This window comes from Brevibacterium siliguriense (assembly GCF_900105315.1).
Taxonomy (GTDB): domain Bacteria; phylum Actinomycetota; class Actinomycetes; order Actinomycetales; family Brevibacteriaceae; genus Brevibacterium; species Brevibacterium siliguriense.
Map to the genome: position 1 here is coordinate 492,451 of NZ_LT629766.1, position 19,039 is coordinate 511,489.

At 64.9% G+C, this 19,039-nt stretch carries 15 protein-coding genes; 5 read left to right on the top strand and 10 right to left on the bottom strand.

The genetic code is table 11. The features are described 5' to 3' along the window. Positions 1-12: 12 nt before the first annotated feature. The 6 genes from BLU88_RS02090 to BLU88_RS02115 form a co-directional block, all read right to left on the bottom strand. A complete protein-coding gene (locus BLU88_RS02090) occupies positions 13-711 on the bottom strand; it encodes an IclR family transcriptional regulator (RefSeq protein ID WP_092009589.1) in 699 nt (232 codons plus the stop codon). 28 nt (positions 712-739) lie between these two features. After that, positions 740-1,993 carry an aminopeptidase P family protein gene (locus BLU88_RS02095; RefSeq protein ID WP_092009590.1) on the bottom strand — a complete coding sequence of 418 codons (1,254 nt, stop codon included), beginning with the start codon at positions 1,991-1,993 and terminating at the stop codon, positions 740-742. A gap of 70 nt (positions 1,994-2,063) precedes the next feature. Then, positions 2,064-3,413 carry an MFS transporter gene (locus BLU88_RS02100; protein WP_197678177.1) on the bottom strand — a complete coding sequence of 450 codons (1,350 nt, stop codon included), beginning with the start codon at positions 3,411-3,413 and terminating at the stop codon, positions 2,064-2,066. Between the two features lie 254 nt (positions 3,414-3,667). After that, the gene (locus tag BLU88_RS02105) at positions 3,668-5,983 is read right to left on the bottom strand and encodes a cytochrome b/b6 domain-containing protein (RefSeq protein ID WP_092009594.1); all 2,316 of its coding nucleotides are present in this window, start codon (positions 5,981-5,983) and stop codon (positions 3,668-3,670) included. 1 nt (position 5,984) lies between these two features. Then, positions 5,985-6,962 (bottom strand): electron transfer flavoprotein subunit alpha/FixB family protein, encoded by a 978-nt coding sequence (locus BLU88_RS02110; RefSeq protein WP_092009596.1) that lies wholly within the window; start codon positions 6,960-6,962, stop codon positions 5,985-5,987. 11 nt (positions 6,963-6,973) lie between these two features. After that, positions 6,974-7,750 (bottom strand): electron transfer flavoprotein subunit beta/FixA family protein, encoded by a 777-nt coding sequence (locus BLU88_RS02115; protein WP_092009598.1) that lies wholly within the window; start codon positions 7,748-7,750, stop codon positions 6,974-6,976. A gap of 348 nt (positions 7,751-8,098) precedes the next feature. Here BLU88_RS02115 and BLU88_RS02120 point away from each other — a divergent pair, with 348 nt between their 5' ends. Then, complete coding sequence (locus BLU88_RS02120; RefSeq protein ID WP_082019056.1) at positions 8,099-8,554, top strand: Lrp/AsnC family transcriptional regulator; 456 nt, start codon at positions 8,099-8,101, stop codon at positions 8,552-8,554. A 10-nt stretch (positions 8,555-8,564) separates the two neighbouring features. Here the strand turns inward: BLU88_RS02120 and BLU88_RS02125 are convergent, their stop codons facing one another. The 4 genes from BLU88_RS02125 to BLU88_RS02140 all read right to left on the bottom strand — a co-directional run bounded on the left by BLU88_RS02125 (position 8,565) and on the right by BLU88_RS02140 (position 14,496). Further along, the gene (locus tag BLU88_RS02125; RefSeq protein ID WP_092009600.1) at positions 8,565-9,578 is read right to left on the bottom strand and encodes an ABC transporter substrate-binding protein; all 1,014 of its coding nucleotides are present in this window, start codon (positions 9,576-9,578) and stop codon (positions 8,565-8,567) included. A gap of 91 nt (positions 9,579-9,669) precedes the next feature. Beyond that, positions 9,670-11,562 carry a siderophore-interacting protein gene (locus tag BLU88_RS02130; protein WP_092009602.1) on the bottom strand — a complete coding sequence of 631 codons (1,893 nt, stop codon included), beginning with the start codon at positions 11,560-11,562 and terminating at the stop codon, positions 9,670-9,672. Positions 11,563-11,784: 222 nt separating this feature from the next. Further along, the gene (locus BLU88_RS02135; RefSeq protein ID WP_092009604.1) at positions 11,785-13,728 is read right to left on the bottom strand and encodes a hypothetical protein; all 1,944 of its coding nucleotides are present in this window, start codon (positions 13,726-13,728) and stop codon (positions 11,785-11,787) included. 165 nt (positions 13,729-13,893) lie between these two features. Continuing rightward, positions 13,894-14,496: a TetR/AcrR family transcriptional regulator gene (locus BLU88_RS02140; protein ID WP_231939534.1), complete on the bottom strand. Its 603-nt coding sequence runs from the start codon at positions 14,494-14,496 to the stop codon at positions 13,894-13,896. Between the two features lie 124 nt (positions 14,497-14,620). On the opposite strand from BLU88_RS02140, the gene BLU88_RS02145 reads away from it, so the two are divergent. From BLU88_RS02145 to BLU88_RS02160, 4 genes are all read left to right on the top strand, one after another. Further along, complete coding sequence (locus tag BLU88_RS02145) at positions 14,621-15,136, top strand: YqeB family protein (RefSeq protein WP_092009606.1); 516 nt, start codon at positions 14,621-14,623, stop codon at positions 15,134-15,136. 164 nt (positions 15,137-15,300) lie between these two features. Further along, positions 15,301-16,407, top strand: a complete 1,107-nt coding sequence (pdhA, locus tag BLU88_RS02150; protein ID WP_092009609.1) for a pyruvate dehydrogenase (acetyl-transferring) E1 component subunit alpha — start codon at positions 15,301-15,303, stop codon at positions 16,405-16,407. Further along, positions 16,404-17,486 (top strand): alpha-ketoacid dehydrogenase subunit beta, encoded by a 1,083-nt coding sequence (locus BLU88_RS02155; protein ID WP_167356851.1) that lies wholly within the window; start codon positions 16,404-16,406, stop codon positions 17,484-17,486. Before pdhA ends, BLU88_RS02155 begins: the two co-directional genes overlap by 4 nt. Beyond that, positions 17,486-18,991: a dihydrolipoamide acetyltransferase family protein gene (locus BLU88_RS02160; protein ID WP_092009611.1), complete on the top strand. Its 1,506-nt coding sequence runs from the start codon at positions 17,486-17,488 to the stop codon at positions 18,989-18,991. Before BLU88_RS02155 ends, BLU88_RS02160 begins: the two co-directional genes overlap by 1 nt. The last annotated feature ends 48 nt before the right edge of the window (positions 18,992-19,039 follow it).

The following is a 19,039-nucleotide window of genomic DNA, read 5'->3' on the forward strand; positions in this document are numbered from 1 at the left end:
GCCGAAGCTTCGTTACCGCTTTGAGCCACCGAGGCGCAGCGAGACCCGCTCCGCTGCCTGCACACACTGATCGGCGAGCTCGGCAATGCGGGTGGCATCTGTACGAAACTTCGGTGCGGCGATGAGGACGGCGGCAACCACTTCACCGCGATGGTCGTGCACGGGTGCGGCGATGCCGACTTCGTGCGGAGAGGTCTCGGCATCGTTGAGAGCATAGGCGGGACCGCTGGCGCGATCCGGGCCGTCGCCGGCGTCGCGGAACACCTTCACCGAGGCACTTCCCTCCGTCCGATATCGCGACCCCAGACTGGACGTGTGCTTGACCGGCTCGGGACTGGGCACCTGTTCGACGGTGACCGCCTCGGCGCCGTCCCACACCATCAGCGCACTCGTCTCGGAAGTGGCACGCGTGAGTGACTGAAGGATGGGATACGCTGCTCTGCGAACATCGAGATCGGCCAGCAAGGGGCCGGCGATCGCAATGATGCCCAGCCCAAGTCGATACCGCTTGGACGGAGCCTGTTCGACGATGCCCTCCTGCTCGAGTGAGGCGAGGATGCGCGACACCGAGCTTTTGTGCAACCCGACGCGCGGTGCGATCTCGGTGACACCGAGCTCCTGTCGGTCCGGCGCGAAGCAGCGCAGGATGGCGACAGTGTTTTCGATGACCGAGGCACCGCGGCGTGGGTTGTCAGGCGATTGTCGGGGCATGGTGCGAGTATATTCCCCAGACGGTGCCTCAGGCCGGGATTATGTTGTGTTCGGGTCCGAACGGGAACTTCGTGATGTCCTCGGAGGATTCTTCGCCGACGACGACGATATCGTGTTCACGGTAGCCGCCGGCTCCGGGTTGTCCCTCGGGAATGGTGATCATCGGCTCCATGGAGATGACCATTCCCGGTTCGATGACGGTGTCGATGTCTTCTCTCAGCTCGAGCCCGGCCTCGCGCCCGTAATAGTGGCTGAGCACTCCGAATGAGTGTCCGTACCCGAAGGTGCGGTTTTCGAAGAGTCCGTGTTCGAAGTAGATCTCATTGAGTTCGGCAGCGATATCCTTGCACACAGCACCCGGCTTGATGAGTTCGATTCCCCGCTTGTGCACTTCGACATTGACGTTCCACAGCTCGAGTGATCGCTCATCTGGCTCACCGTAGAAGAGCGTCCTCTCCAGGGCGGTGTAGTAGCCCGAGGGCATCGGGAAGCAGTTGAGGCTGAGGATATCGCCCTTGCGGATCTTCCGCGTCGTCGCCCAGTTGTGCGCGCCGTCGGTGTTGATTCCGGACTGGAACCATACCCAGGTGTCTCGCACCTCTTGGTCCGGGAAGGTCCTCGCAATCTCGTGGACCATCGCCTCGGTGCCGACGAGCGCGAGTTCGTACTCGCTGATGCCTTCGGTGATGGCGGCCTTGATCGCCTCACCGCCGAGGTCGCCGATTCGAGCGCTGTGCTTGATCACCTCGATCTCCTCGGGCGACTTGATCATCCGCTGGCGCATCGACTCCTTCGAGATGTCGACGAGCTCCACTGCCGGGAAGGCATCTTGGAGCCTGTTGCGATTCTCGAGGGGCAGGTTATCGTCTTCGACGCCGAGACGGCGCGGGTTGCCGATTCCGCGCTGACGCAGGCCTTCCTGGATCGCGTAGTAGTAGTTGTCACGTCGCCAATCCGTGTACACGATGTTCTCCCCGTAGCTGGTCCGCCACGGCATGCCTGCGTCGATGTTCGCGGTGATCGTCACCGTGTCGTCGGCCGTGACGACCATGGCATATGAGCGACCGAAGTACGTGAAGAGGAAGTCCGAGTAGTACTTGATGTTGTGATACGAGGTGAGGACCACGGCGTCGAGCTCCTTTTCGGCCATAGTGGCGCGCAGCCCGGTCAGTCTCCGCTCCATCTCCGAGTCGGAGAAAGTCAGCGGGGTCTTGGATCCGTTGTGGAGGACCTTGGTCCGGTCAAGGTCTGCGACGGAGGCGTTGTCGGCAAAGGTGGTCATGGGTTTTTCTCCTATTCGTTCGGTACCACTGCCTCGATGCTGCAGCGGCGCGGTGAGGTTCTGGACGACTTCAGACGTCGCGCAGAGGTTTATGGAAGGTCTCCTTGGCACAGATGACTGCACAGAGACAGACTGCGGCCGCAGCCATGAGGTACCAACCGGGGGCAAGATGCGAATCGGTCAGGCCGATGAGCAGTGTGGCCATAAAAGGTGCAGTGCCGCCGAACAGAGCGTTCGACACGTTGAAGCTCACGGCAAACCCGGTGTACCGAATACGCGTCGGAAACATCTCGGCTAGGAAGCTCGGCAGGGTGCCGTCGTTGAGAGTGAGCATGGCTCCGAGTCCGATCTCGACGAGGACGACGAGGGTGAAGCCGCCGGCGTCCAGCAACATGAAGGCCGGCACCGTGAGGACGATGAAAGTGACTGAGGCGATGATGAGCATCCTCTTGCGACCGAACCGATCCGAAGCCAGACCGGTGAGCAGGATGAAACCGATATAGGTGACGAGAGCGATGGTGGTGGCGACGAACGACTCAGTAGCCCCATAGCCGAGCTCGGTCGTGAGATACGTGGGCATATAAGTCAGGACGACATAGAACCCGACGGCGTTGAGCAGCACTGCGCACATCGAGATGAGCAGGGGGCGCCAGTGGTCCCGGAACATGGCGAAGACCGGAGCTTTGATCACTTCATCCTGCTGAGCGAGTTCACGGAAGGCCGGCGTGTCCTCGAGTCGGGTCCGGATATAGCGGCCGATCAACCCCATGGGCGCGGCAAGGAAGAACGGGAGCCTCCAACCCCAGCTCTCCAACTGTCCGTCGCTCAGCGTCGCGGAGAGGACTGCGGCGAGCACCGATCCCAACAGCAACCCGGTGGCGGTGCTGGCTGGAACGACGGCTGCGTAGAGACCGCGTCGACGTGGTGGAGCATATTCGACGAGGAACGCCGAGGCTCCAGCGTACTCGCCCGCGGCGGAGAAGCCCTGTACGAGGCGGACGACAAGCAGCAGCACGGGCGCCAGGAATCCGGCCACCGCGAAACTCGGCAGCAGACCGATGGCAAACGTCGAGACCGACATGATGAGGATCGATATCGACAGCGCGGACCGACGTCCGATCTTGTCTCCGATATGCCCCCAGACGAAACCGCCGATGGGGCGGACGACGAAGGAGACGGCGAAGACCGCAAAGGTGGACAGAAGCGCGAGATTGTCTTCGGACTCAGGGAAGAAGACGATCGCAATAGTCGTCGCAAAATACCCGTAGACGCCGTAGTCGAACCATTCGACGAAGTTGCCGACGAAGCTCGCAGAGACGACGCGCCGCAGCGTCCGCTTCTGCTCGAGAGTGGGTTGCGTGGTCGCCGACGCATCTGTCTTCACAGCGTCATTGTCCTCTGGAGCGAGGTCGGACTTCATTGTCTTCTCCATCGTTGTGAACGGTGACAACGCGTATGTTGCATTCTTTACAACTGCGTTGCATTACAGATTATTGTGTCCCGGTCGACCGGTCAAGAGATTTCTGCTGAGAACTGCGCGTCATCAGAAGGCGGCAAGCGAAAGGCCCTGCCGGACCGAATATCCGACAGGGCCTTGGAACTGTACTGACCGACACAGCGAAGCCCCGCACGATTTCCCATCGTGCGGGGCTTCGCTGATGCGAGCGGCGTCGCCTACCTGCTCGAGACGCGTCCGAAGAGATTCGCGATCGGCGCGAGCAGCAGCGGTCTGGCGGCGAACCAACCGGCCACGACCACGACCATCGCGATGAGGAACCAGACGAGTCCGGCCCAACCGAGCATCTCGGTTCCCGCGAACATGTAACCCAGGTTGTGCCGCAGTCCGGTCGTGAACACGAGGAACACGTGGACGAGGATGAAGAACACGAAGAACAGCATCGTCGGGAAGTGGATCGCCCGAGCCAGCGGCGCCGGATAGATCTTGTTCAGCGTCGTGGCGTTCTTCGGCCACCATTCGCTCATCCGCACACCCGTGATCGCAGCCAACGGTGCGGCGATGAACACGATGATGAAGTACATCAGCTGCTGGAGAGCGTTGTAGTTGACCCACGCATCTTCCATCGGCCATTCCATCGTTCCGTACTGAAGCGCCGCCGACAGCGCGTTCGGGAACACTTCCCAACTGGTCGGCACGATGCGTGCCCAGTGCCCGGAGACGAAGAGCAGCACGACGAAGACCACACCATTGGCCAGCCACAGCAGATCAAGACCCGTGTGCAGCCAGAGGTTGATGCTGATCTTCTTCCCACCCTTCTTCGGGGTGTAGAACGCCGGCGGCTTCTGCTGGTGACGCACCTGCAGACCCGAACGGATGATGAGCACCATGAAGAAGATGTTGAGGAAGTGCGTCCACCGCACCCAGCCCGGGAAACCGGGATCGACGAATTCCGGGATGTGGTATTCGCCCGGGTAGCGCTCGAGGAACTCCGGCACGCCCGGCAGGGTCGTGACACCGCGTGCGGCGAGGATGAGGATCCCGGCCACGACGATGAGTCCGCCGAGTCCCAGCCCGACGATCTTCGACCACTGTCCCAGCGACTTCGACCCGATCATGACCGGTTCCTTCTTCGCTGCAGGCTTCGCCGAGGCAGCACTGCCCGAACCCGACGACGTGGCCTTCGCAGCCGGGGCCGTCTTCGCGGCCGGCTTGTCCGCGGTGCGTGCCGCAGCCTTGTCGTCGGCCTTCGCGGCGGGCTTGGCCATCGGCTTTCGCTGAGCGGGCTTGTCCGTGGTCTTCGCCGCGGGCTTCGCCATCGGTTTGCGTTGGGCGGGTTTCTTCTCGGCTCCGTCGGATTTCTTCTCTGACGCCGAGGCGGCTCCCGCAGCGGCCGCACCTGCACCGGCGGCGGCTCCCGCACCTGCGGCTGCCGCACCGGCACCGACACCACCGATTCCGGTGCGTCGGCCCTGGGGCTTTTTCTCGCTGGAATCGTCCCCGACCTTGGCAACCGGCTTCGAATCCTGCTTCGCGGCTTCGCCGGACTGCGCGTCCTCGGCCGGCTTGTCTGCCTCGGCAGATGCGGCAAGTTTGGGAGCGTGTGCTGGAGCAAAGCCCTCCGGCGGCCAGGGGTCTCCCCCGGCGGTGCGGGGAAGTCCGCGGCGCAGCGGTACATCGGAGAGTTCTCCGGAGCCCGAGCCGTTCGCGGCTGCTGCAGCCACACCGGCACCGGCAGCGCCAGCTGCGGCGGCCGCCGCAGGAGCAGCGGACGAAGTTTCAGACGTGGAATCGGCTGACGTATCAGCCGAATCGGTTTCGGCAGAGTCGGCCTGAACAGCGGATTCCTCCGCAGTGCTCTCGGCAGGAGCGGATGCAGCCGCTGCAGGAGCAGCGGAGCTGGCAATCGAGCCACCTGCAACCTTGACGCCGGCGGGCGCGAAGCCTTCCGCCGGCCAGGGATCTCCACCGGCGACACGCGGCAGACCACGGCGCAGGGGGACCTCGGCAGCAGGTTCTGCCGCAACCGAAACATCGTCCGAACCGGAAGCGGCGACGCCAGCGCCGGCAGCCACTCCGGCACCAGCCGTCGCGGCAGCGGCAACCGGGGCGGCCGAGGACTGTTCGTCCGATTCAGCGGACGCAACGGGAGCAGCTGAGGCACCGGGGGCTTTCACTCCGGCAGGAGCAAGGCCTTCCGGCGGCCAGGGCTGCCCACCCTCGACGCGCGGCAGGCCACGGCGCAACGGCACCTCGGCCGAAGCAGCCGCCTCAGCGCGCTCCTCGACCGAATCCTCAACGGGCTCTTCGGCCTCGGCGGAAGCGACGGTCCCCGTCGACTCCTCGGCCTCGGTCACATCGGACTCGGCCGCCTCGGCGGGGGAACCTTCATCCAGTTCCTCCGTGTCGGATGTCTCCGGCAGCCATGACGCGCCCTCTTCCAAGGGTTCGCCGATGGCGCCCTCCGGGGGCCAAGGGTCTCCGCCTTCGACCCGGGGCAGACCCGAGCGCAGCGAACTGGAATAGGTTGCCATATCAGGACTTGTTCTCGTTCAGTGATTCGATGGCCTGGGGAACGACCTTGAACAGGTCGCCGACGACGCCGAAATCGGCGATGTCGAAGATCGGGGCTTCGGCGTCCTTGTTGACCGCGACGATGGTCTTCGAGGTCTGCATACCGGCCTTGTGCTGGATAGCACCGGAGATGCCGAGCGCCACGTAGAGCTGCGGGGACACCGACACACCGGTCTGGCCGACCTGGTGCGATTGGGCGATGTAGCCGGCGTCGACGGCAGCGCGGGAGGCACCGACGGCAGCGCCGAGGGCGTCGGCGAATTCGCCGACGAGCTCGAAGGACTCTTCCGAACCGACGCCGCGACCACCGGAGACGACCTTCTGCGCACCGCGCAGCTCGGGACGCGACGAGGTTTCGACGACGGCTTCGAACGAGTCGATCGCGGCCGAGCGCTTACCGGAATCGGCGACCTCGAGGGCCTGCGTGTTCGCGGACTGTGCTTCGGCGCGGGCTTCGATCGAGCCCAGGCGCACGGTGACGATGGGGGCGCCGAATGTGGGAGCGGAGGAAGCGGTGTAGCCGCCGCCGTAGACGGAGTGGCTCGCCACGATGCCCTCGGAGTCGCGTTCGAGTCCGGTCGCGTCGACGGACACGGCCGATCCGCTGCGCACTGCGTAGCGACCGGCGATGTCGCGACCGTCGAGGGTGTTGGGCACGAGCACGGCGTCGGGAGCGGTGAGCTCCGCGGCTGCGGCCACGGCGTCGACGGCCGCGGTGCCGAGGTTGCCCTCGGCGGCTGCGGCGGTCAGGGTCGCCACGGCGCCGAGTTCGGCGGCCTTTTCGGCAGCAGCGTCGGCGCTGCCGGCGGCGAGCACGAGGGCGACGGGCGAGCCGATCTCAGCGGCGCCGCCGAGCAGTTCGGCGGCCGGCTTCTCCAACTGGCCCTCGGCATCGGCGGTGAGGACGACGAGAATGGAATCCTGTGGGAATTCTGACATGACGATTCTCCTTAGGCCAGACGGTTCTTGGTGAGGTATTCGGCGAGTTCGACTCCGCCATTGCCTTCGTCGACGACCTTCTCGCCGGCTTCGCGCGGCGGCTTCTCGGCGACGGTGACCATGATCGAACGGGCCACGGACTGGTCCTCGGCGTCGATGTCGAGATCGGACAGGCTGATGACCTCGAAGGGCTTCTTCTTCGCTGCCATGATGCCCTTGAAGTTCGGGAATCGGGCCTCGGGAAGCGCCTCGGTGATAGAGATGACGGCGGGCAGTTCGGCCGAGACCTGCTGCTTGCCGCCTTCGACGCCGCGGGTGCCCGAGACCTTACCGTCGGCAAGTTCGACGGTCGACAGGCCGGTCACGTGCGGGTAGTCGAGGTGCTCAGCGAGCATCGCCGGCATCATGCCGCCGTTGCCGTCGGTGGAGATGTTGCCGGTGACGACGAGGTCGAATTCACCGCGGCGCAGAGCAGCAGCGAGCACCTCTGCGGTCAGACCGAGATCAGCGCCGGCCAGCGACTCATCGGCCACGTGCACGGCATTGTCGGCGCCCATGGCCAGACCCTTGCGGATCGTGGCGGTCGCGGTATCGGGCGCCATCGAGATGACGGTCACCTCGGTGTCGCCGTCGCTGTCCTTCTGGGTCAGTGCAACCTCGAGGGCACGCTCACCGATCTCATCGAGAACAGCTTCCGAGGCGCCGCGATCGGCGAGCCCGGTTTCCAAGTTCAACTTGCGGTCGCCGTACGTATCCGGGACCTCTTTGACCAACACCGCGATCTTCAAGGATGTCTCCTTAGGTTCGTGAAGCAGCTCCAACTGCGTGAGACTTTCGTCTCATAATCTACAGGTGACTGATTTCCGTCCGTTGACCGGGTCCAGTCGGAACCGGTCATGTCCTTCACCCATGGTACGTGGTAGGCACCACAGCTATCTCCGTTACTGTACGAACGATCGACAGAATTTGTCCAGTATCGAAAAGAGGGATCCTCGCCGAGGCGGGGCCCTAGAATGGGAGCAGACCGACCGACCCTCCCGGTGTGCATCGCCGCCCCCTTTGCACGGACGCATCCGGGCAGGTAGAACCCGGAGGTCACAGACAAGACGCAGACATCAAAGGTGAAGGAGCGCCCCGTGGCTTTCGACCTCGACGACATCGACCGCAGCATCATCGCTGCCCTCGTCGAGGATTCACGGCTGAGCGTGCGCCAACTGGCCGAACGCGTCCACATCTCCCGTTCGGCCGCGCACAAGCGCTTCACCACCCTCATCGAGTCCGGTGCAATACGGAAGTTCACCGCCGAGGTGGACCGTGAGGCCCTGGGCATGACCGTGACCGCGGTCGTCGTCGTCAAGATCGGCGAGCGTCCCTGGCCGCAGGTTCGCGAGGATCTGGCCGCCCTGCCGTTCGTCGAGAAGGTTCAAGCCGTCAGTGGGGACATCGACGCCCTTGTCACCGTGAACGCCCCGGACAATACGGCCCTGTCACAGGTGATCCTGCGCCGCATCCACGAAGTCCCGGGCGTCGTGTCCTCCCGCTCCCTCCTCATCCTCGATGAGGCGGAGGGCCATAGGCCGGGAGCGGGCTGAGTCGTGAGGCTCAGTCCTTCTGGTATTCGGTGATGGCCTTCTCGGCCAGGTCGAGACCGTAGTCCGCGTCGGCATAGCCGGCGATCGTGGCCTTGCCGATCGGATAGACATGTCCGGCCTTGACGGCTGGGAGGTCTTTGAATACGGCGGAGTCCAAGAGCGCCTTCGTCAGTGAGTCGTAGTCGCCGCGCAGATCCGAGTTGACGAAGATGATGTCAGCGTCGGACAGGCTCCGGTCGAGGACCTCAAGCGAGATCTGAGCCTCGGGCTCGACAGTTCCGGACTTATTGCCTCCCTGTTCGGCTTTGCCGTACTTCTTCACCATCGCGTCCTCGTCGGCCGACCAGTCGAAGCCGAGCGGGGACAGGATCGTGCCGAGCATGTTCTCGCTGCCCCACAGGTAGGCCGAGTTCTCCTCGAAGGAGGACACGACTCCGATCGTCGTACCCTCGGTGACCTCGGAGTACTTCTCGCCGAGCTTCTTCTGTCGAGCCTGGAACTCGCTGTCGAGCTCGTCGAGGTCATCGGTCCTGTTGACGGCGTCAGCGACCTCTTCGACCCGCTGCTGCCAATTCGCGCGGTCGCCGCCGCGCAGGGTGAACTGATAGACCGGTGCGATCTCCTCGAGCTGCTCGATCATGTCCGGTTCGAAGATGTTCGGGGACAGGATGAGGTCGGGTTCGGTCTCGGCGAGCTTCTCGAGGTCCGGCTCCTGCTGACTGACGGCAGGGATCTTCTCGAGCTCGTCGAGCCACTCCTCGGGCACGGCCGGATCCTGGTACTCACCCTGCGCCACGGGAGGCGCGTCAAGATCCATGAGGGTCTCGGTAGCGGCATAGTGCAGTGTCGCGACGGCTTTCGGAGCCGTGGGCACTTCGACCTCCGCGCCCGTCGCGTCAGTGACGGTGCGCGTCTCGGAGGCAGTGCCCGGGCTCGTTTCCTCACTGCCGCCTGCGCATCCGGCAAAGAGAGCGAGGCCGGTGGCTCCGGCGATGGCAGCAGCGGTCAGGCGCGTCAATGACATACGTTTGTCCTTATTCTCATCTGGTCTATTCGGTTCTGGATGAGCGCTCGAGCGGGGTGGCCGGGCGGTGACGGGTTCGGACGAAACCCGCTCAGGAGCGAGTGGCGATCACGGCCGATCGGAAGCGGCCGAACCCCCATCCGATGTCTCTCACCTGCACATGCGGGGCGCCGCGCGCGTGCAGATCCGCGACGAGATCGTCGCTGGTCAGCGACGGATTCCCGGTGGTGGCCAGGACCGTGATGAGCTCTTCGGCTTGATGGTCGTCGGTCTCGGCATCGTCGGTGAAGGGTTCGACGATCACCAGGGTCCGGCTCGCGGCGAGCATCCGGTCCAACAACGAGGTCACCTCTGTCCGAGATCGCCCCGTCAATCCGGCGATCACGAGGGTGCAGTCGACGTCGGGCCAGGGTTGTCGACCGGACAGACCCTGCGCACCGGGAGTGTGGATCGTCCGCCCCGAACGCGGGGCCCTCCTCGTCAGGGCGGCGGCCGCCTCGGCGTCGACATCACCGACGACCGCGAGGTTCCCGGCCGAGGCCACGGGTTCGAGGTCGAGGATGAGATCGAGGACATACTGCAGGTGGTCGAGGCTGCGTCGCCGATGGGCGGAGTCGAGTTCGGAATCGGCGTCGCGCTGGGCATGCCAGGTGGGAGCCTGAATCGTCGAGGCGCGCGAAGTGCGGGAGGCGAACCCGCCTCTGAGCACATCGATGAGGTCGACGAGGGAGAACAGGTCGAGCAGCGCCGGATCGCTCAGGTCGAGCCCGTCGGAGGCACCGTCGCCGGTGAGAACCGCTCCGGTCGGGGTGTTGCGGTAGATTTCGTCATCGTGAGTTAGGAGTCCGAGGGAGCACATGGCCGTCAGCACCGGCCGCACGCGGTCGGGGTCGAGGCCGAGTTCGGCGGCAATCGCCTCGGCGGTGGCGACTCCGCCGGCGATGAGGTCGTTGATGCCGAAGGTGACGGCTGTCCGGGTGATGATCGCGGGGAGCAGCTCGGTCATTTCGTGGACCTGGTGGAGGACCTCGAGAGTTCCGCCCGATTCGGCGCTGCTTTCGCCGCCGGCTGCTGCAGAAGGGGCCGAATCATCGGCCGGGCCGGTCTCGGCCCCAGATCCCTCGAGCGTGGCCTCGGGCATGGAGGCGACTGCCGCACTTGGCGCGGCGGGACGAGTCGGCATCTTCCGCCAGTAGCCGACGACCTCGACGTCCTCTTTGGGAAGGCCGATCTCCCGGCGCAGGTAGCGACGGATGGGGGCGATGGTCAGCGTCTCCCCCGCGCACCAGGCGAAAGTGCGGCCTTCGGGCAGGTCGAGGTTCTTCACGGCATCGAACATCAGGCGCGATTCGCCCGGTGCGGTGGATCCGCGGATGAGCCAGTCGATTTCGACGTCGGCTTCGGTGGTGATGTCTTGGATGTCGTCGGAGGTGGGCACTTCGACGATGATGTGACCGCGGGTGCCCGCAGGTGCCTCTTCGAGCCAGCGTCCGACGGCGGGCAGCGCCGTCTCGTCGGCGACGAGGAGGTGGAAGTCGATGTCGTCGGCCAAGCCGGCGCAGGTCTTCGGTCCGGCGAAGCTGATCCGATCACCGACCGCGACGCCGAAAGCCCAGTCAGAGGCCAGTCCGGAGTCATGGCGCACGATGTCGATGCTGAAGGAGTTCGTCTCGTGGTCGACGCTGCGAACGGTGTAGTCGCGGGCACGGTTGAGCGCTTCCCGATTCCAGTTGAAGCGGAACTCCTCCTGCTCGCCGATATCGAGGGATGAGCCGTCGGGCGGGGGAATGACGAGTTTCACGTGATCGTCGAAACCCTCGGAGCGGAATGCAGGCCGCGCAGCCTCGCCGACTCCACCGGCCGCCAATTGATCGCCTGCCACTGTCAGGCGTCGCATGTTCGGGGTGATGTCGACGATGCCGGTGACTTCCACTTCTCGCAGGATGATCGGCAGCACCTGCAGAGGCCTGGAAGTACGCGGCATGTATTCAGCTCCGAGGGTTCATGACGTATGAAACAGCGAGAAACAGAGAAGCCGGACCCACAACTTCAAGCAGGTGTGTCAACTGCCTTAGGCAAGACCTATGTTCTCTATATCTCATAGGTGAGCCTAACCTGAGATCATCGGAGGTGCAACCACTTATTTTCAACACCGACCAGAGGCCGCCACCTCAGTTCGCTCCGACGCCACTGGTCTCGCTTCGTCTTATTCGCGCGGTCCCGACAGCAGCATGAGCGCGGCACCGGCGACGATGCGTTTGTAGACCGGCTCGACGGACAGCGCGTCTCCGTCGGCTGTGAGGAGCCCGAGCTCCGTGAACTCCTTCAGCTCGTCTGCCAGCAGCTTCGAGAGTCGCTCGGCGCGCACCTCGCCGAGGTCGAGTTCTGGGCGTTCGGGTGCCGAGTCAGGAGTGAGGATCTCGATGAGGCGCTGAGCGATTGTGATCGCCGGGGCGCCGTAGTCCTCTCCGGGAACGAGGTTGATCACGTCGAGCAGCCGCTCGTAGATGAAGGCGCCGATGACCGGCAACGCGGTATCCGCGCCCACCTCGCCTTTCTTCCACTCGTCGGCGGCACTTCCCGGGCGGACCTTGGTTCCAGTGATCTCGGTGATCTCAGCACTCTGCATCACGGCCCACATCGCTTCGAGGACGGGCACCTCGTCGGCGCTGCGCGCATAGTTCACGCCGTCTTCGTAACGGGCGTTCGACGCGACTCCGACGGCTTTGATGCCGAACTTTCCGGCCGCCTCGGCGATATCGGCTCGCTTCACCCGCCCCGTACCGGTCAGCGGGCGGGAGTCGCCGATCCAGTCGAGAATGCCGACCACGCCCTCGACGAGGCGGTTCTGTGGCATGGGCTGTGCGAGCTGCTCCTCGCTCAGGGCATTGGCCTCGACTGCAGCCATCAAGGCCGAGGGCAGCGGGTCGGTGCGCATGCTCGCGGCCTCGGCGCGGCCCCGGGCGACGCTCCAGCGTTCGGGGGTCTCGTCGGTGTCCATGCGGAAGCGGAGATAGTTGTCGAGAGCTTCGAGGCTGTCGAGGAAGATCACCGTCGAAGGAGATTCGCCATCGGCCTTCTCGGATTCCTCCTGGCCGTCGGCTGCGAAGCTTTCGAGGACATCGAGAAGGTCGTCGATTCCCTCGGGCTCGTCGATATCTGCCCGGGAGGACACGGCGATGCAGAACAGGAGGTGGGCGATGTCGAAGACCTCTGAGTCCTCATCGACATCGTCGTAGGTCTCGGCCAGCCAGTCGCGGAAGCGCCGGTAGAGCGGCATCTCGTAGACAGTCTTCTCGACCTCGTCCATTCGTTCATCGATGCCCGACGGGTCAGCGGCACCTGCTGCATGACCGGTCGCGTTCGATCCGCCGAGCCACTCCGGCAGGTCCTGTTCTGCGGCGGGGTCGTCCTGACCCTCCTGGACGTCCTGGACCACACGGTCGGCCGGGCGATAAGTGCCAGCAACCGGTTCCGGATAGCCGTCGAGCGGCATGAGTTCGTCGACAACGTCCTGCGCCGAAACTCTGTCTCGCTTGGTCAGACGCACGACCGCAGCGGCCACGGCGAGCATGGACCCCTCGAGGACGGGAAGTCCGCTGTTGCTGGTGATGAGGCGGTCGAGGCTGTCGACGACGCGTCCCTTGTGGGCCAGGGCCAGGATATCGCGGGCCACGGCACGGGACTTCTTCGCCGACCACTTCGGCGCCATCACACCGCCGAGCTTCGGTCCGAGCGCGTCGTCGGTGAACCATTCGTCGACGAGACCCATCGCCGACCCGGTCACCTGTGCCACGCTCGGGTTGAAGTCCTCGGGATCCGAGGGCAGGGAGGCCACCACAGCCTCGGCGCGATTGATATCGCCTTCGGCGAAGGCCAGGGCGAAGGACCGCAGCTTCCCCAGAGCCAGTCCTCGGTGAGCACCGGTCGGGTTGAAGAGACGTCGGTTGTATTCTCCTTGTGCCTTTTCCATGGCTGCGTGGAATTCGGCTTCGGTGAAGTCCGCTTTCGGATCGTCGATGTCGACGCCTTCAGCTTTGAGGAACGGCGCCAGCTCCCGCATCATCCGATCGCCCATGCCGGGGCTGTGGCTGATATTGCCGCCCGCTGCCATACCGTGGAATTCGGGACTGTCGAAGAAAGAAGACACGCACTGCTCCTGCCGAGGATGAACTGAAGCAATAACGGTAACAAGTCCGACCGCGTCCGCTGCACAACCGCCCCGGCATGGCCGCACGGCTTCACCAAGATCACATTTCGGGAGTCGGCGGGACCGCACCCATCGCTTCGGCGCCGGCCAGTGCTCAAGCCCTGGTCAGCGCTCAGCCCTTGACGAGGCGAGGGTCTTCCGCACCGCCCTGATGGTCAACTCGAGGGACTGGGCACGCGCGGTCGGATCGTCGACGCCGACGCTCACGCTGTAGAGGTGTCCGGAGCCGATGGTGAGGTAGACGAATGCCGCCGCCCATCCGATCGGCACGCCCTCATCGATGGAACCGTCCGCCTGCCCCCTCGCGATGACGGCTTCGAGCGGATCGTCCTCAGCATCCGCACGGGACTCCGCACCTGACCGGGACTCGGCGGCCGCCTCGGCGAAGGTCTCATCGGTGATGATCGGGTTGTCGGCGAAGAGCAAGGTGAGCACATCGGGCAGAGTGAACAGCTCTGCACAGATTCGTTCGAGCGCAGCCAGCCCGGCCCCTTCGCCAGGACGGGCTTTCATGACCGCCTCACCGAATCGCCGGGCACCGAGCCGGGCCGCCGCGCCGACGAGCGCCTCCCGATCACCGAAATGCCGATAGAGGGTCGTGCGGCCGACGCCGATCGACTGCGAGAGCTCGATCATCGACGCCTGCGGGTTCGCGGCAAGGTGGGTCAGCGCCTCGCTGACCAGGGCCTCTCGGCCCAATCGACGCATGCCCTGCACCGGCACAATACCCCCCTGACTCTGTTAACGATACAGAGCAGTCTACTTATGGAACACCACTGTTCCAGTTTGGTATCATGGAGTACCGACAACGCATTCAAGGATCGAGCAAGTGATGGATCAGCCCCAGCAGGAGAACGACTCCACCGCCCGGCAGCCCCACGCAGCTGCGACGTTCGCGCTCAGTCGGACCGACGTCGCCGTCATCGGCCTCGTCTGCATCGGCATCGGCGTGGCACTGGGATTCTTCCTTCCGGCACTCGGGTCGTTTGCCGCGACGTTCCCCATCCCCTTCGGCGACGTCATCGAGAAGCTCAGCCGCTTCGACCAGGCGTGGGTCGTCATCGCCCGACCGATCATCGGCGGGGTGCTCGGGATCATCTCCGCATTCTTCATCGTCGCCTCGTCGACTCCCCTGGTCATCGATGAACACGGAATCACCGTCGGGCGAGACGACGACCACCCGCTGCGCATCTCGCGCGCCTCGTTCTCGACCGCCTATTTCGACGGCGGCAAGCTGACGATCCTCACGTCCGGCGGCCACCAAGCGTACAAAGGCGATGTCGAGGGCAAGAAGACCGCAATCGCCGAGGCCTTCACCTCCCGCGGTTACCGGTGGGGAGAGATCTGAGCAGTCCGAAAGCGAAGTCTGCGCCACCCTGACCGTCCAGCCAAACGTCCACTCGACCTCCCGGTACCGGCCCCTTCGTCCCGAGTTCGCGACACGTTCGGCCGCTCGTCCTCACCTGCGCGTAAGCCATGGAATCGTGACTCGGCTCACGCCACCATGGGGCCATGACCATTGACGTTCCCACCACAGGCCGCTCACTGCCCCAGCTGCAGCCGATCAGCTTCATCGGCGCAGATGGCCGGCTCACCGACACTCCGACCGAAGGGCTGCGGATCCCCAGCGATGCCACCCTCACCGGTCTCTACCGGCAGATGGTCCTCGTCCGCCGGTTCGAAGCACAGGTCACCCACCTGACCCGACAGGGTCGGCTCGCGACCTATCCCTCCGCGGCAGGTCAGGAAGCCGCCGAGGTGGGGGCCACCACCGCGCTGGCCCCGAACGATTGGCTCTTCCCCACCTACCGCGACTCGGCAGCGCTGCTGACCCGCGGAGTGCCCGTCGCCGAGATCCTCGCCGCCTTCCGCGGGGACTGGCACTGCGGTTTCGACCCGCACGAGTATCACGCCTCACCTGCGGCGACACCGCTGGCGACGCAGACTCTGCACGCCACCGGATTCGCGATGGCCGCGAAGCTCAAGGGCGAGGATACAGCGACCCTGACCTTCCTCGGCGACGGCGCCAGCAGCGAAGGCGATACGCACGAGGCATTCAACTTCGCCTCCGTGTGGCAGACCCCGACGGTCTTCGTTCTGCAGAACAACCAGTACGCGATCTCCACGCCCCTGCGGGAGCAGACGAACGCGACGATGCTCGCCGACCGGGCCGCCGGCTACGGAATGCCGGGACTGCGCGTCGACGGCAATGATGTCGCTGCCGTGTTCGCTGCCGTCGCCGCCGCGCTCGAACGCGGTCGGGACGGGGACGGTCCGACCCTCATCGAGTGCCTCACCTACCGGATGGAGTCACACACGAACTCCGACGATCCGACGAAGTACCGTGACACCGAGGAAGTCGAACACTGGAAGCAGTTCGATCCCATCGATCGTCTTGAGAAGTATCTGCGAACGACCGGTGCCCTCGACGATTCAACAGTCGCAGAGGTCGCCGAGGCGGCCGAGACCCTGGCCGCGTCCGTCCGCGATGCGATGAATCAAGAGGCCGAGATCGACCCACGCGAGCTCTTCTCCCACGTCTATTCGACTCCGCGCACGGCTCTTGCCGAACAGCAGCAGGTCCTCGAGGCCGAACTCGCCGCGGCAGGCCGCGCATGAGCGTCGAGACGGGAACCGACCCGACGACTGACCCGACCGCGGTGAACGACGAACCCGCCACGGCCGCCTCGGCGAGCACCGAACCGGCGACAACGGCCGCCCCGTCATCGGTGACGATGACGAAGGCCCTCAACCAGGCGCTGCGGGATTCCCTGGCCGACGACGACACTGTGCTCGTCTTCGGTGAGGATGTCGGCCGCCTCGGCGGGGTCTTCCGTGTTACCGAAGGACTGCGGGCCGAGTTCGGGTCGAACCGAGTCTGGGATTCTCCGCTTGCGGAGTCGGGCATCATCGGCACCGCGATCGGCATGGCGATGAACGGGATGCGCCCGGTCGTCGAGATGCAGTTCGACGCCTACGCCTACCCTGCGTTCGAGCAGATCGTGTCCCATGTGGCGAAGATGCGGAATCGGACGAAAGGCCGGGTCAGCCTGCCGATCACGATCCGGATTCCCTATGCCGGCGATATCGGCGGGGTCGAACATCACTCGGATTCCTCGGAGGCCTATTGGACGTCGACACCGGGTCTGACCGTCGTCACACCGTCGAACCCGGCCGATGCGTATTCGCTGCTGCGCGAGTCGATCGCCTCCGACGACCCGGTCGTGTTCATGGAGCCGAAGTCGCGGTACTGGATGAAGGAGACGCTGTCCCTGCCCGTGACGACGGCGCCGATGAATCGGGCGCAGGTCATCCGCGAGGGCACCGACGTCACCCTGCTCGCTTATGGTCCGACGGTGCGGACGGCGCTCGAAACTGCTGAGGCCGGGGCCGAGCACGGACTGTCCATCGAGGTCATCGACCTGCGCACGCTCTCGCCCTTCGACGATGAGACGGTGTCCGCCTCGGTGCGCAAGACCTCGCGCGCGGCGATCATCCACGAGGCCGCGCAGTTCGGCGGATACGGCGCCGAGGTGGCAGCCCGCCTCACCGAACGCAGCTTCACCTATCTGTCAGCCCCGATCCTTCGGGTCGCCGGGTTCGACGTGCCCTACCCGTCGCCGAAGCTCGAGGAGTTCTACTTGCCCACCGTCGAACGTGTGCTCGATGCGCTCGAGTCCTGGGATTGGGAGTTGTGATGAGTGCTGATCTGAATACGGGTACGCGCGAATTCATCCTTCCCGACCTCGGCGAAGGCCTCACCGAGGCGGAGCTGATCTCCTGGAAGGTCGAGATCGGCGATGAGGTCCACGTCGATCAGATGGTCGTCGAGGTCGAGTCCGCGAAGTCCGTCGTCGAACTCCCCTGCCCTTACGCCGGACGCATCGTCAGCCTCCATGCGAACGCCGGTGACACCGTCAGCGCAGGTCAGGCGCTGCTTTCGGTCGCCAAGGCGGGGGTTGAGGCGAGCGCGGAAGCCGAGTCCGCAGACGACAGCTCCGGCGAGTCGAGCGGTGCGAACCTCATCGGCTACGGCACCTCCGAGCCGAAGGCCCGGTCGACGAAGAAGCGTTCGTTCGGCGGCAAACACGCGGCCGCACCGGACGCGACATCCACCGCCGCACCGACTGCGGCTCCCGCGGTTCCGACCGTCATCCCAGCTGCTCCTCCGCAGCCGCCGACCGAAACGCCAGCCCCTGCCGGCGACTCTTCGACCGTTGCCACCGACCGCGTCTCCCCCGTGTCCTCACCCCTCGTGCGCAAGCTTGCAAAGGACCACGGCATCAGTGCCAAGCATCTGCCCGGCACCGGCCCCGGCGGTGTCGTGACCAGGTCCGACGTACTTGCCGCCATCGAATCCGGGGCAGCCGCAGCCGCCACACGAGTCCCCTCGGGGACGTCCCCGGTCGCCCAACCGCACGTGGGAACGGAAGGCACAGCCGCCTCGGCGAGCGTGCCTGTATCCGGTACAGCCGCCTCGGCGAAGGTGCCCGCTTCCGTCGCCCAGGCCGACCGCGATACCCGCACCCCGATCACGGGGCTGCGGAAGGTCGTGTCCGAACGCCTCACGAAGTCGCGGCAGGAGATCCCCGAAGCGACTATCTGGCTCGACGTCGACGCCACCGAGCTGCTCAATACGAAGCGTGCGCTCGAGGCGCGCACCGGTGAGAAGTATTCGCTGCTGTCGCTCGTCGCTCGCTTCGTCGTGGCCGGGTTGAAGAAGTACCCGATCATCAACTCTTCGATCGATACTGCTGCCGGCGAGATCGTCACCCACGGTGACATCAACCTCGGACTGGCTGCGCAGACTCCGCGCGGACTCATGGTTCCCGTCGTCCACGGGGCCGGTGAGATGAGCCTGAGGCAGCTGCGCGACTCCGTGTCCGAGACCGTCGGGAAGGCCGCCTCGGGGAGGTTCGATCCGTCCGAGCTCTCCGGCGGCACGTTCACCTTGAACAACTACGGGGTGTTCGGCGTCGACGGTTCGGCCCCGATCATCAATCTCCCCGAGGTGGCCATGCTCGGCCTCGGCCGAATCAAGGACCGGCCGTGGGTCTCACACGGCGAGCTGACTGTGCGCAAGGTGATGTACTTGTCGTTCGTCTTCGACCACCGGGCGTGCGACGGTCAGGAGCCGAGCGAGTTCCTCACTTTCGTCGCCGACTGCATCGAGAACCCGATTTCGCTGTTCCCTGAGCTCTGACGAGCGCCCTCGATCAACGCGAAACTCGAAAAGATCGTCACTCGCGAC

Bases quoted from the DNA above. Each gene is read 5' to 3' on its own strand.
- pdhA (WP_092009609.1), top strand. From the start codon at position 15,301: ATGACCATTGACGTTCCCACCACAGGCCGCTCACTGCCCCAGCTGCAG.
- BLU88_RS02110 (WP_092009596.1), bottom strand. From the start codon at position 6,962: ATGTCAGAATTCCCACAGGATTCCATTCTCGTCGTCCTCACCGCCGAT.
- BLU88_RS02125 (WP_092009600.1), bottom strand. From the start codon at position 9,578: ATGTCATTGACGCGCCTGACCGCTGCTGCCATCGCCGGAGCCACCGGC.
- BLU88_RS02145 (WP_092009606.1), top strand. From the start codon at position 14,621: ATGGATCAGCCCCAGCAGGAGAACGACTCCACCGCCCGGCAGCCCCAC.
- BLU88_RS02160 (WP_092009611.1), top strand. From the start codon at position 17,486: ATGAGTGCTGATCTGAATACGGGTACGCGCGAATTCATCCTTCCCGAC.
- BLU88_RS02130 (WP_092009602.1), bottom strand. From the start codon at position 11,562: ATGCCGCGTACTTCCAGGCCTCTGCAGGTGCTGCCGATCATCCTGCGA.
- BLU88_RS02100 (WP_197678177.1), bottom strand. From the start codon at position 3,413: ATGAAGTCCGACCTCGCTCCAGAGGACAATGACGCTGTGAAGACAGAT.
- BLU88_RS02095 (WP_092009590.1), bottom strand. From the start codon at position 1,993: ATGACCACCTTTGCCGACAACGCCTCCGTCGCAGACCTTGACCGGACC.
- BLU88_RS02140 (WP_231939534.1), bottom strand. From the start codon at position 14,496: ATGCGTCGATTGGGCCGAGAGGCCCTGGTCAGCGAGGCGCTGACCCAC.
- BLU88_RS02105 (WP_092009594.1), bottom strand. From the start codon at position 5,983: ATGGCAACCTATTCCAGTTCGCTGCGCTCGGGTCTGCCCCGGGTCGAA.
- BLU88_RS02090 (WP_092009589.1), bottom strand. From the start codon at position 711: ATGCCCCGACAATCGCCTGACAACCCACGCCGCGGTGCCTCGGTCATC.
- BLU88_RS02155 (WP_167356851.1), top strand. From the start codon at position 16,404: ATGAGCGTCGAGACGGGAACCGACCCGACGACTGACCCGACCGCGGTG.